Source organism: Anaerococcus sp. NML200537 (assembly GCF_026131715.1).
In the GTDB taxonomy this organism is placed as follows: domain Bacteria; phylum Bacillota; class Clostridia; order Tissierellales; family Peptoniphilaceae; genus Anaerococcus; species Anaerococcus kampingae.
In genome coordinates, this window is the sequence record NZ_JAMXSL010000025.1 from 21,326 (window position 1) to 34,467 (window position 13,142).

Sequence of the window (13,142 nt, forward strand, 5' to 3'; positions counted from 1 at the left end):
ACTGGTTTTGTAAGAAATTCAAAGTATAAGTATTTACCTACTAAAATAAAAATACTCCCCCTTATTCACTACTTGACTTATAGCTTAAAAATAATTATAATTTAGTTAGAAAGTAAGAATTTCTAACTAAGGAGGTTTTTATGTTAGTTGAACTAAAGGCTAAATCACAAGTAACTATCCCAAAAGATATAGTAAATTCTATGAATTTAAATCAAGGAGATCAATTTGAAGTGATTGAAGATGATGGGAAAATTGTCCTAGTTCCAGTTGCAATCTACCCAGAACACGTCATAAAAAAATTAAAAGCCCAGGTAAAAGAAATCAAAGACTCTATAAAAAATGGAGAGACTCCTGTTTTTGATTCTATAGACTCGCTATTTGAAGACTTAGATAAGTAATGACCTATAAAATAACCTATTCGAAGGCTTTTAAAAAGCATTATAAAAGACTATCTGATGCTGAAAAGAAACAAACTAAAAAGAAAATAAAGTTTTTTGTAGAAAATCCCACCCATCCATCTTTAAGAACCAAGAAAATTCAAGGTACAGATGGTATCTGGGAATCTTCTATAAATATGGATATCAGGATTATTTGGTTTTACGAAAATAATGAATTGATATTTCTATTAGATATCGGACATCATGATATTTTGGATAAATTTTAAGGTGATTGTGCAAAATAAAAAGCTATTTTGCTTAATCACCTTTTATTTTTATCTAATTATTAACTAACAACTTTCTACGTTTTTACCTAACAAGTTTTGACCTTTTCAACTAACAGATTTTATAAAAACTAACTAACATTTTTAAATTTCTATTGACTTGCCAATTTTTCATACACCTTCATCAGCTCTGCCACACATTCTGATTCAGTCATGTAGCGCCAATCAAATCCATAGGCTGTCATGACCGCCTTGTCATTTTCTTGATGGGCTTTTATTAATTCAGGTGGCATGGTCAAATCGTCATACAAATCAGCTAGGGATGATGAGGAATAAAGGGCCCTGGCATCTAAAATCCTCTGGGCAGACTTTTCTATCCTTCTTTTGTGGTAGTCATCTAAGGCTGGCCATGGGAAGTTGTTGTAGACTATACTAGCTGAATATTGATATCTTGTCTCTAACCTACCTGCAACAGCTCTCATCCAGGACATATGAACATTAGAGGTTAAAATTCCAAAATAATATAAACTATCAGTATGTATAATTAATGCACTTCCATTAACAATTACCTCTTTATTTACAAATTTCATTGGCAAATATTTTCTTTTTTCGGATGATACTTTAGGTATTACAAGCATAGTTGAGTTAGCTTGCCTTATTTCTCCAAACAAATATGGTATATCTGCTAATTGCTGAGTTTGAACCCTCTTACTCGATTTTCTAAATTCATAATTTTCTTTTATTCTATTCATTATTAATTTAGATTTTCTATAAGCTGACACTTCTATATCTTTCAGCCATATACACCGTCTAACTTTATTATTAATTAATTCAGAACCCCCAATATATTCTCTTATAAATTTTATATTATTGGAGCTTTCTTTTAATATTTCATCTTTCTCTTCTTGGTTTAATATTAATGTTCCATTATCTATAGGCATGCTTCCGTAAGATATTTTAGCTACATCGCATATTGGCATACTTCTATTTTCTATAAAAACGTTAGGTCCCTCTACCAAATATCCATTAATATTATCTACGATTTTAACATTATCATCAGTTCTAAAAATATATTTTTTAGTATTTTCATTCAAAGAAAAACCAATTATAACAACATGAACATGAGCCTTGATTTTCGCTTCACTCATCCATTTAAAAGTCTGGTAGGCAAAGTTTATATTAATTTTATTTTCCTTAAATAAATTTTTCCAGATTATTGAAGCTTGCTCTCCTTGGCATATAGAGTTTGTAGATACAAAAGCTATCCTTATATTTGTACCATCTATGTATTTAGCCGCCTTTTTAAACCATCCAGCAACATAATCAATATTTCGGACACCTTTTATTTTCCCAAATATTTTAATAAGATCTTCTTTTTGTGTTTTTGATTGTTCTTTTTTCCCCACAAAAGGAGGGTTGCCCATTATATAATCCAATTCATTTTTATCTACCAGGTCAGACCAGTCCATTCTTAGGGCGTTTCCTTCCACTATGTTGGCGTAAGATTTAAGGGGAAGTATGTCCATGGTTTGGTGGATTATGTCCATGGTTTCTTTCATCATTTGGTCTTCTGAAATCCAGAGGGCTGTCCTTGCTACTGTAACAGCAAAGTCATTTATCTCTATCCCGTAAAATTGGCCAAGATTTACCCTTATAGGATTTTCTAATTCTTCCGAAGATCCATCTATAAAGGATATGGCTACTACGTCTTTCTTTTTTACTTTTTCTTCTATGATTTTATTTTCTAGTTTTCTTAGGGAAATATAGGTTTCTGTCAAGAAATTACCGCTGCCTGCAGCTGGGTCTAAGAATTTAAGGCTTGCTATTTTATTATGGAGGTCTTCTAGCCTTTGTTTTTTCTGTCTTACTTGGGCAATTTCCTTGATTTCTTCAAACTCTTCTTTTAGGTCATCTAAAAATAAGGGATCTATGACCTTGTGGATATTTTTTATAGAGGTGTAGTGCATTCCTCCAGAGCGTCTAGTTTCTGGATTTAAGGTTGATTCAAATACTGAACCAAAGATTGTTGGGGATATTTTTGACCAATCAAAGCCTAGGGATGCCCTATTTAGGATGATATCGACTATATTTGGATTGAGTCTTGGTATTTCTACATCCATATCTGCAAAGAGTCCACCATTAACATATGGAAAGGCTAAGAGGTCCTTATCTTCATATGGGTCTCTATCTTCTTCCTTTTGATTTAGGATTTTAAATAAGTCTATAAGGGCTGCCCTTGGATTTGAATCCTTGTACTTATTTAAATAATCATGGAACATATTTTTGTTGCCAAAAAGTCCTGCATCTTCTGCATAAAGGCAAAATACCAATCTTACACAGAGGATATTTAAGGAATGTAAGCTAGCTTCATTGTCTGGTTCTTTGTATTCACTTAGGAGGGCGTCGTAAAGACTTGCTACTATCTCGCCTGCTTCGATAGATATTTGGGTTTCCTTTTTGATGAAGTCTTCTTCTTCAGAGACTATAAAGTTTAGTCTATAGATTTCATTTTCTAAGTCTTCTAATTTTATTATCTCAGCTTCCCCATTTGGTTTTTCCATATCATAAATGAAAAATTCTTTAAAATTGCAGGTAATTATCCACCTTGGTCTTTGAGAATAAGGCAATTCAATAGAATATCTCTTGGCTTGTTGAAAGGGAGAAAGCTTTGTGCCATCTGATTGGATAATAGGTCTTGTTAAATCTTTGTTTGATGATTTTTGCTCAATTAGAACATGGGTGGATTCTATGTATCCATCTATAAAAGAAGTATTATCTAATTTTATTCTTGATTCAAATTCTATATAGGAGTACGGGTCTGCCACTCCCATTACATTTTCAAGTAAGTCCAGCCAAAATTTTTGGCTCTCGCTTTTCTCATCACCAGTATTTGCCCATCTCTTGACAAATTCCCTGGCCTTTTTTTGTTGGTCTACTAATTTCATAACTTGCTCCTTAATTCTTATTATAATTATATCATAAGGGGTTATTATTGAAAATTAAGATATATTTGAGCGAATTTGTGGTTGATGCCTTTTTGAGTTTATCTGTTCTAGAACTAAATAAAAATAGAGCTTATAAGAATCTTTTCTCATAAACTCTATTTACATGAATCTAATTATTATTGGAATGACCCTATAAGTTTTAATTTATTCAAAGGAGTCATTAATACATCTATAGTATCTCCACCTTTATCAAAAAATTCAACTTCATAATTTTTATCATCATAAGGTAAAACACTTGTTCTCTTTTTTCATTTGCTTATTTCTTTATAATTTTCTTTCAACCTTACAAAATTTAATTCTTTTATTATAGGTTTTTAACCCTTTCAGTTTCTCTGTCATCAACTTCAAAAGAACCATCATTTAATTCATCCAGTCTTTTTATAAGTTTTCCAAGTAAATCTAGCATTTTATGTTTATCTTTCTTTTCTTGGTCTTTGTCAAAATATACTGGTTGATCATTATAGTCTATTTTATAATAAGATGAATATAAATCCGAAATTTTATTATTTAACTTTTGGATATATGCATCATTGTCAACACAGTCTATACCTGTAACTAATTCTTTTTTTTTCGTGTCGAAAACATCTTTCCAAAGTGGACCAGATATAAAATCTAACATTATTATTAATTTCTTCATTATTTTAAACCTCCTCCCGGATAAACTGATACTATAAATCCATTCGTTCCTACTCCTGTAATTACAATATATTCTCCTTTATAGAGATAAACTTTTTCTAATCCTTTATTTTTTCTTTTAGAGCTTATTTCTGTTCCGTTTTTGAATATATCTTTTATAGTACTAGGAATACTTTCTTTTGAAACTCCAAATTTATTTTTAAAATCATTTTCATGTCTATCAATTATATGTTTAAGTCCCTTTATTTCATTACCTTTTTCAAGCCAAACAAGTTCGTTTTTCTTAGTTTTTGTAATCATAACAACATCATCTTCATTAAATTTAGCGCCACTTCGTCTAAGTTCATCCATTAAATGTTCTGGTTTTAACGCACCATTTGTATTTTTATATAAACCACTATTTCCCGCTCCCATTAGATATCACCTCTATGAATTTTTGATTTATAAGGTTCAATGGAAATAAGATTTGTTTCATTTCTATAATTAGCAAATATAGAATCTGGTACAGCGCCATAAACATATACTTTTTGGGGATTTAATCTTTTGAAAAATTCTTCTAATCCCTTTTCAAAGTAGTATTTATTTGAATTTCTTTTTATCTGGCCATATGAGCCTATTGCATAAGTTCCTTCTTTTTCTAATCCCTCAAAACAAAAATCATAACTTCTTGAGTCACCCCATCTTACATTTGGTATTACTTTAATCCCACTATTTTGATAATATGACCCTATTAATCTATTGATAAAAGTATTGTATAATTGTTCTGTTAATGGCATATCATAGCAAATTGAAAAATCCGGACTTACTATTGCCTTGAATTTTTCTAGCTCATTTTTATACTTGTCAGGCTTATTTATTATCTGCTTAAATGTATCATCATTAATATAAAAATGCACTGCTAAATTCTTATTGTTATATTTATTTCTTTTGTCAAAAGGAATAAAATCCTTAATTTCTAGTATTTCTTCTCTTTTTATTAGTGGTATATCGTATTTACCTACTAAACTAACTTTTTCAATTAAATTAGGGTTAAATCCACTGTTTGCGTATTTATAATTACTCAATATATCCCCCTCCAGTTTAAAGTTCTTGATTTTTAAAACTGGATTTGATATAATAGTCTTGGAATTATTAAACAATATCCAGTTTAGAAAACATGCTTTAGATTGCGCCAACAATCTGTTTAGTATGTTTTTTTCTTTTCTATGCATTCTTCCCATCCTTCTTCTTCATACTTTTTATATTGATAACATGCCATAGATGGTGTCACGTTACATTTTTCTACAATTTCATCAATGGTCATACCTTTTACTAAATGCTTAGGAACTAACAATTCTCCTGAAAAACAATTTGCTTGCCACTCCGGATCTTCGTATGCTCTTCTATTTTTTAGGTCTTCTTCTTTTCTACAAAAAGAAACTGTTTCTTCTCTATGCTGTATCCAATGTAATAATTCATGACTACAGGTTGATCTTGAAAATCCATCATCCTCGCAAGCCTTATCATAAATGTCTTCTCTTAATTTTATTAAATTTTCTGATGGAATAGTTTCACCTAATTTTGACCTCATTTCATCAGAAGTGCATATTTCTAAGTTAAGCTCTCCTTTATTAGATAAAAATTCTATAACTTGAACTATCGGAAAATACATCTCATTTTCAAAACCAAATAACTCTCTAAGTCTATTAGCCAGTCTTCTTATGTCTTTTCTAGACAAAGGGTCTGCTATATATCCACCCATATCACTCACCATCCTTCTTGAAAAATATTTTCATTTTATCCACCTCTTCTTTATTCATATTTTCCAATTCCCTTGCAAATGAAAATGCCAATCTTTTCTTTTCTCTACTTAAATCTTTAAGATTGATTTCCAAAGACTTCTGAGATTCTTCGATTGCTGCCATTAATTCATCTTGTTTTTCTTTATCAAGATTATATAAATTAACTATCGTATCATACCAAGACTCTGGCATTTTCTTTTTTCCATTTTCAACTGCTGATAAAAATGATGAACTGACATCTAACTTTGTAGCCATATCCTTCATTATTTCACCAGAGTCTAATCTTAACTTTCTTAAAAAAATTCCGACTTGTGTAAGCATAAGATCCTCCTTCGAATTAATTATACACCGATTCAAAAATTAATTCAACCCTTTTAGGTTTATATGGTTTTTAAATTAGTTTTTCATAAACATAAAAACTAAAACCCAAGCACGTGCTCGGGTCTTTTGAAATTTTACTTATCTCTGTATTCTCCTGTTATTAGTTTGGATGATATCCAGGCATTATCGCCTATATTTAGCCAATATCTTTCGCCATCGCTTTTTACATCATAGACGTGGTAGATTTCTCCTCTGTAGACATCTCCTATTTTCTCTGAGTTCATGTCTGCATTTGCCCTTACTTTTCCACTGTCTGTATCGATTCTGAAGGATTTGTTTAAAAAGTCTTCTGGCTTGTAGATTTCTGTGTATTGTGGATTGCCACCCTCGCCGTAGGAGTTATTTTTTCTTATTTCTTCTAGGTCGTAGTCTTTGCTTTTTTCTAGGTCACTTTCATTACGAGCTTCACTATCTTCGATTTTTCCACTTTCTAATTGATTATAGATGTCTTTTATTTTTTTAGAGTTTGGAATTATTTTTAGGTAGCTTGCTGCAAGGCTTTTTGCTGTATTGTAGTCCTCATCTTCTATATAGGAATTGAGGTCATTTACTAGTCTTTTTTCTATTTGTGATAGATTTTTTTGTGCCTTGGTGTATAGGTCGACCTCTTCTTGCGGAATTGATTTGAATTTCTCAGCTGCTTCGTTGTAGTCTTCATTATAAAACGCATCTAGGGCCTGGTCGTATAGGTCTTGGTAAGAACTATTTTCAGTTGATTCTATCTCTTGATTTTGCTTATAAGCTGGCTTTTGGGATTTTTTGGATCCGAAAAATCCTACCGCTATTACTACTGTTAGAACTATTAGGCAAAATCCTGCTATTAGAGCGTAGACTAGGACATTTTTCTTTTCATTTTCTTCGCTGAATTTTTCTTCTTGGGCTCTTTCGTGCCTCTTAGCTCTTCTATTTTCGCCAAGCTCCTTGTTTAAGTCTTTTTTAAAGTCTTGGCCTAGTCTTTCGGTATCTCTTCTCTTTTTGATTTCTATATAGGAGTCCTCGCTTGCTTTGTGGGCAGCTTTCTGTGGGTTTTCCTTATTTTCTGCCTTTTTTACTTCTTGGCCGAGGTTTTTTTCTTGAGAATTTTCTCTATTTTTCCCTATTAGCTCTTCAAGTCTTTCTTTGTTGACTAAGGTAGTTTGGCCTTTTTCTTCTTTTGCTTCATCTAGTTTGCTGCCACAAGATTCGCAAAATTTAGATTCTTTGTCATTTTCAAAGCCACATTTTGGGCAAGCTTTGCTGTCTTTTTTCTCTTCTATGATAGCTGGCTTTATATTTTCTAATTTTGATCCACAAGATTGGCAAAACTTGGAGTCTTTGTCATTTGCAAAGCCACATTTTGGGCAAACTTTGGTGTCTTTTTTCTCTTCTATAATCTCTGGCTTTATCTCTTCTAATTTTGATCCGCATTTTTCACAAAACTTAGAATTTTTTTCGTTTTCATGGCCGCAGTTTTTACAAATCATTGGATGCTCCTTTTCTCTACTTGGATTAGGATAATTATATCACATCTTTATTTTTTTTACTAGAAAAGACCTAGCTTATTGCTAGGCCTTTAAGATTTTAGTCTCTAAATTCACCTGTGACTAGTTTGGATGATATCCAGCCATCGCCTATATTTAGCCAATATCTTCCTCCATCATCGTGGACTTCGCTTACCTTGTAGGTTTCGTTGCGGTTGACATAACCTGCTACTCCTGAGTTTAGGTTTGGTTCTGTTCTGATTTCTCCCATGTTAGCATCTATCTTTACAGTTTTGTTTAAGAAGTCGCTTTCGCTGTAGACATCTGTATAAGCTGGGTTACCATTTTGACCGTAAGAATTGGTTCTTCTTAGGTATTCCTTGTCATAGTTTTTAGATTCTTTTTTAGTATTTTCTTTCTTGTCAGTTTCTTCGTCTGTACTTTCTTCTGTATCTTTATCAGTTTCTTTTTCTTCGTCTTTTTCTGGAGTTTCTTCCTTATCTTTCATATTAGCTCTGAGCTCTTTTATATTTTTAGCATCGGCATTTGCCTTTAGGTACTCATCAGCAAGGTCTCTTGCCTTGTCTTCATCACCCGCTTCTACTAGCTCATTTATCTTAGCTTCTACATCTTTTTCCATGTCTGCTATATGCTTTTGACCCTTGTCATAGAAGTCGCCTGCTGCCTCTGGTATAGCATTTAAAACCTTAAGAGCGCCTAGATAGTCTTCATCTTTTATAGCTTCTTCTGCCTTAGTAAGGGCTTGTTTGTAGAGGTCTTTGTTCTCCTCTACCTTTTCTTCTACTTGGCTTGGTGACTTTTCAGTTTTATTTGAGCCTAGGTTTATGAAGTAGGAAAAGATTATGGCTGCTACAGCAAATATTAATATTCCACCAAATATCATACCTACTGTGATTAGGTCCATGTCCTTTTCTTTTCTATTATTTTCTCTTTTTCTGATGACTATTTTCTCATCATCAGCCTTTTGGCTTCTTCTTTGTCTTCTTCTATCTCTTTGGTCAGATTTTTCTAACTCTTGTCCGCAATTTTCACAGATTTTTTTGCCATCTTCATTTTCGTGGCCACAATTTTTACAAATCATAAAATCTCCTTTACTATGTTCTCATATTATTATATCACAAGTTGTCTAAAATTATTAGTTTTTCAAGGGATTTTTTAAGATTTGCCTGAAATTTCTTTATTTATTAGGACTTTCAATATAAAAACTTAGGTCTTGGACAGTTTCTAACACTCCCTTATAGGTACCATTCTTATCTCTGACTGCAAAATAGCCTATTGCTATATCCTTACCACCAATATTTTTTACAAGCTTGAAGGAATCTCTTTTTCCTTCTTTAAAATCTTTTATAAGACCCCTAACTATAGGCTCAACTTGTGGTGGGTGGCAAGAATAGACTTCCCTACCGAGGGATGATTTAGGTCTTTTGAATAATTTTGCTCCTTCGTGATTATTGTAATAAGAGTTTATGTCATTTTCATCCACAAAGGTTATTTCAATTTCCATGGTATCTAGCATGGCTTCTAGCTGATCAATCCTCATCTTTCCCTTGGCAAAGTGTATATAATTATCATCTGCTAAATCTTTGCTTGCTGTTTCTTCTATATCGTAAGCTACTAGGGCGTGGTCATAATCGGCTAGGTCCTCATAAAGAATGGCTAAATCTTGGCTGGTTAGGTTATCTTTCATAAGGGGATAGAGGATATTTTCCTCCTTGTAGGTCATCTCCTTGGCCCTTTCGATAGATTTTTCTAATAGGTCTTCATTTTTTAATTTCAAAGCCTTTTTGATATTATTTACAATCTCAATATCCACAGCCCACATTACATCAGAAGGGCCCGGCTTATTGTATTTGGCCTTTAGGATTGGGTAGATGAGATCTCCCTTTTTCTTGTAATGGTTTGATAAGATCCCTCTTATTTTTTCATAATCACCTTCATAGTTTTCTAATATTTCTTTTATCTTTTGATTTTCTCTAGCAAAATAGGAAATAAATGGGATGTCATCGTAGGATGTTTTTTCATTTTCATTTTCAGTCATCCCATGAAAAAGACTTGAGTGAACATCGCAAAGCTTTCTAACTTCATCCTTATCCATTCCAGAAGCCAAGAGCTCTTCTTCTGCATCCATTATTTCTGCTGATGAAACTCCCTCAAAGTTTTCCCTAAAATCAGCCCTCACACTTTCAAGGTCTTCCCCTGCTGTGAGTCTTTCTATAAAGGATTTGATGAGTTTTTTCCTTTCTATGACTTCCGGATCTTGGGATGAGTCGATTAGCTCATAGCCAAGATCTTTTAGCTTATCTTCAAGATTTTCTATCTTCATCATAGAAGCTCCACGCTTTAGGCTCATCTTTTTGCCTACTGTACTTACCATTAGCGGATTGGCTAGGGCATTAAAACCTAGGCCTATTAGGTCATTTTTTAGTTTGTCATTATCTTTTATTAGATCTGCCACAGGCATATTTATATCAATTATCATAAAATCCTCCTAATCTTACCATAATTATATCACCATAGATAATGATTATCAGTAACTTTTGTTACAAAATTTGAAATTATTATAATTTTTTTTAAAAAGCAAAGAACTCAAGGTATTCCTCGAGTTTCTTGCTTTTTATTTCTTTATTTTTTCTTGTTCTTTATTGATGCAAATAATCCGGCTAAAGATGCTGCTGATAATCCAAATAAGTAATTTAAGCTTCCTATACCCGTTTTTGGATTAGATGATTTTTTCATATATTTTCCTAATGCATTTTCTTCTTTTGATTCCTTATTTGATTTTTCTTCAGAGATTTTTTCTTCCTTATTTTCTTTTGTTTTTTCTTCCTCAGATTCTTTTACAGAATTTGCCTCATCTTCTTTCGTTTCTTCTACTTTTATTTCAGGGAGTTTTACATCTTCTTCTTTTTTATCTTTTGCTTTATTTTCCTCTACACTTATAGCTTTATCTTTTTCACCTTCTGGTTTTGATTCTTCTCGAGGTTCTTCTATATTCTTCTCCTCATCTTCTACTACATCAACCCCATCTATACCCATCAACCAGTTCCAGTTAAACTCAGTATATCTTATAACCATCTTTGTTTTTCCATCCACTACCTGGTTTGATTCATAAAGTAGGCCGAAAGTATCTTCTAAATTTGTATTTTCTAATGATGAATATTGGTATTCGCCTATATTAATATTTCTTTGGGCAACAGTTTTAAATTCAAAGTTTTTATTTTCTTTGTTAATAACTTCCATAACCTTTATCACACCATTTTTTCTTCCTCCAGGTTCAGAGTTTGATAAAATGATGTATTCCTTACCGTCTCTATCGTGTTTAACGACAGATAAATTGTTTTGGCTATAGGATTTGAAATCAACAGATCCTACACCATAATTCCAGTTTTCTCCATCATCTTTACTTATTGCATAATTAATTGTTGGATTATTTCCAGGGCTTCTCATAAATGAAACTACAGTTCCATTATTTAATTGTACAAGTTGATTTTCAGAGTTTTGTCTATTTACTAATCCGCCAAGCGAAGATTGACCATCATGGTCGTTAGGATTTGTTAATGACCTTTTCCAATTCTCTCCGTCATCAGAATAGATGAAGGTTGTAGATTCTCTATTATTATACTGACCTGGATTCGTTCCAAAATATAAAGGAAGTAGCAATCTACCGCTCTTAAGTTGCAGGCCTCTTCCTGGGGAAGAACCTAAAAATTTCATTCTATTATCTGTTTTTACTTGTGGTGTTATATCCTTAGGAGAAGACCAAGTTTGTCCACTGTCGTCAGAGTAAGTTAGCCATAAATATGGAGTTTGATGGACTTGCAAATCTGAAGAGTCTTGATACACATTTCCTAGATACTCATCATCTCTATATAAATTTCCTATCTCTGTAAACGGCTGTTTATCAGTAGTTTTTACCTTTAAATCTGTAGCTTCGCCTGCTTGGTTGAAAACTACTCCATCTTCTCTAACAGTATATCTTCTACCTTGTTTATCTTTCAACTCAAGGTAGTCATTTCCATCTATATTTACATATCCTGATCCACCTTGTGAAGACCAATATTTTCCTCCGGATTTAAAACTGTCTAGTAGCATATAAACTCTACCAGCATTCTTTCCAGTATATACTGGAGTTAATTGCATATCAATTGTGAAAGGGGCATTTTTATCAATCCCTTCTTCAGGTCTATCAACAACTTTTATCGCCGGCGAAAAATCTTTATCTCCAGGTTTTTTAATTCTAACAACAGCATCTATGTCGCCCCAATCAGATTCTGTTGATAATCTCTGATCAGCACCAGCTATGATTGTACCGTCCTTTAATTTTGCTAAAGAAGGGATTCTATAGAAATCAGAGCCTTGATATGTAGGGTAATACATATCGAAATCTTCGGTCTTAGCTTGTTTATTTGTTTTCTCTTCGATATGTTCTCCATTAGATGCAAGCTTTTCAATATCCTGCTTCAATTCTTCATACTTTTCATTTGTTAAACTTTTTTCACTACTGATTTTATCAAAATTATTCTTTAATTCGTATATTTCAGGGTATTCTTCCTTTAATTTATCATCTAGCTTGATCTTATCTAACGTATACTTTATAATATTGTAATTTAATTCTTCTTTCTCAGAGTCATTCATCTGCGAAACAGGTGCAGGTATATTTTCTTCTGATAATAATATATTATCTTGCTCAATTTCATCTACACCTGATTTTTCAATCGAATCTTCAGACTCTATCATTTCTTCAGCTTTTTTATCACTATCATTATCCACTAACTCATCTTTTAAGTTATCGGTGTTATTAATATTTTCTTCACTTACTTTTTTCTTTTCTATCCCTTTATCATTTAAGCTTTCTGCCGCTTGGGAGATGTTAGGAAAACATACTAAAATAGATAAACTTAGAGCACAGGCCATCATTTTCTTAGGTAACTTATTTTTTTTCACAATTCGTACTCCTTTTATTTAATATCGTTTTCATGAAAACTCGATTGATAATTATCTTGTTATTATATTATGTTATTAGAATTATATTGTCAATAGTTTCAAAGAATATAAGCTATTTAGAAAGTATTTTCAGTATTTTTTATAAATATTTTATTTCCATTATTTAATAAGTTTTAATTTAGATTTTTATAATCACAATAATATTTTTGCAATATCGAAAAACGTTTTCTTAATTTTTGACTTTCATTAACAC

12 protein-coding genes are annotated in these 13,142 nt (G+C 32.1%); 2 read left to right on the top strand and 10 right to left on the bottom strand.

Annotation, left to right across the window (positions count from 1 at the left end):
- The first annotated feature begins 140 nt into the window (after nt 1-140).
- Both NH288_RS07740 and NH288_RS07745 read left to right on the top strand, forming a co-directional pair.
- Nucleotides 141-398, top strand: coding sequence for an AbrB/MazE/SpoVT family DNA-binding domain-containing protein (locus NH288_RS07740; RefSeq protein WP_265214410.1), 258 nt, complete (start codon nt 141-143; stop codon nt 396-398).
- A complete protein-coding gene (locus NH288_RS07745) occupies nt 398-664 on the top strand; it encodes a type II toxin-antitoxin system YafQ family toxin (protein ID WP_265214411.1) in 267 nt (88 codons plus the stop codon). The genes NH288_RS07740 and NH288_RS07745 overlap by 1 nt, the downstream gene beginning before the upstream one ends.
- A 149-nt stretch (nt 665-813) precedes the next feature.
- On the opposite strand, the gene NH288_RS07750 is transcribed toward NH288_RS07745, so the two are convergent.
- The 10 genes from NH288_RS07750 to NH288_RS07795 form a co-directional block, all read right to left on the bottom strand.
- Nucleotides 814-3,606, bottom strand: a complete 2,793-nt coding sequence (locus NH288_RS07750) for a DNA methyltransferase (protein WP_265214412.1) — start codon at nt 3,604-3,606, stop codon at nt 814-816.
- A gap of 364 nt (nt 3,607-3,970) precedes the next feature.
- On the bottom strand, nt 3,971-4,303 hold the full coding sequence (locus NH288_RS07755; protein WP_265214414.1) for an RNA helicase: 333 nt from the start codon (nt 4,301-4,303) through the stop codon (nt 3,971-3,973).
- The gene (locus NH288_RS07760; protein WP_265214416.1) at nt 4,303-4,716 is read right to left on the bottom strand and encodes a hypothetical protein; all 414 of its coding nucleotides are present in this window, start codon (nt 4,714-4,716) and stop codon (nt 4,303-4,305) included. The genes NH288_RS07755 and NH288_RS07760 overlap by 1 nt, the downstream gene beginning before the upstream one ends.
- Nucleotides 4,716-5,513 (bottom strand): DUF4417 domain-containing protein, encoded by a 798-nt coding sequence (locus NH288_RS07765; protein ID WP_265214417.1) that lies wholly within the window; start codon nt 5,511-5,513, stop codon nt 4,716-4,718. The genes NH288_RS07760 and NH288_RS07765 overlap by 1 nt, the downstream gene beginning before the upstream one ends.
- Nucleotides 5,486-6,043, bottom strand: a complete 558-nt coding sequence (locus tag NH288_RS07770; RefSeq protein WP_265214419.1) for an ImmA/IrrE family metallo-endopeptidase — start codon at nt 6,041-6,043, stop codon at nt 5,486-5,488. The genes NH288_RS07765 and NH288_RS07770 overlap by 28 nt, the downstream gene beginning before the upstream one ends.
- 1 nt (nt 6,044) lies before the next feature.
- A complete protein-coding gene (locus tag NH288_RS07775; RefSeq protein WP_265214421.1) occupies nt 6,045-6,404 on the bottom strand; it encodes a helix-turn-helix domain-containing protein in 360 nt (119 codons plus the stop codon).
- Nucleotides 6,405-6,538: 134 nt separating this feature from the next.
- Nucleotides 6,539-7,927 carry a double zinc ribbon domain-containing protein gene (locus NH288_RS07780; protein ID WP_265214423.1) on the bottom strand — a complete coding sequence of 463 codons (1,389 nt, stop codon included), beginning with the start codon at nt 7,925-7,927 and terminating at the stop codon, nt 6,539-6,541.
- A gap of 97 nt (nt 7,928-8,024) precedes the next feature.
- Nucleotides 8,025-9,026, bottom strand: coding sequence for a zinc-ribbon domain-containing protein (locus tag NH288_RS07785; RefSeq protein ID WP_265214425.1), 1,002 nt, complete (start codon nt 9,024-9,026; stop codon nt 8,025-8,027).
- A 96-nt stretch (nt 9,027-9,122) separates the two neighbouring features.
- A complete protein-coding gene (locus NH288_RS07790) occupies nt 9,123-10,424 on the bottom strand; it encodes a DUF438 domain-containing protein (protein WP_265214427.1) in 1,302 nt (433 codons plus the stop codon).
- 143 nt (nt 10,425-10,567) lie between these two features.
- On the bottom strand, nt 10,568-12,889 hold the full coding sequence (locus tag NH288_RS07795; protein WP_265214428.1) for a sialidase family protein: 2,322 nt from the start codon (nt 12,887-12,889) through the stop codon (nt 10,568-10,570).
- Between the last annotated feature and the right edge of the window lie 253 nt (nt 12,890-13,142).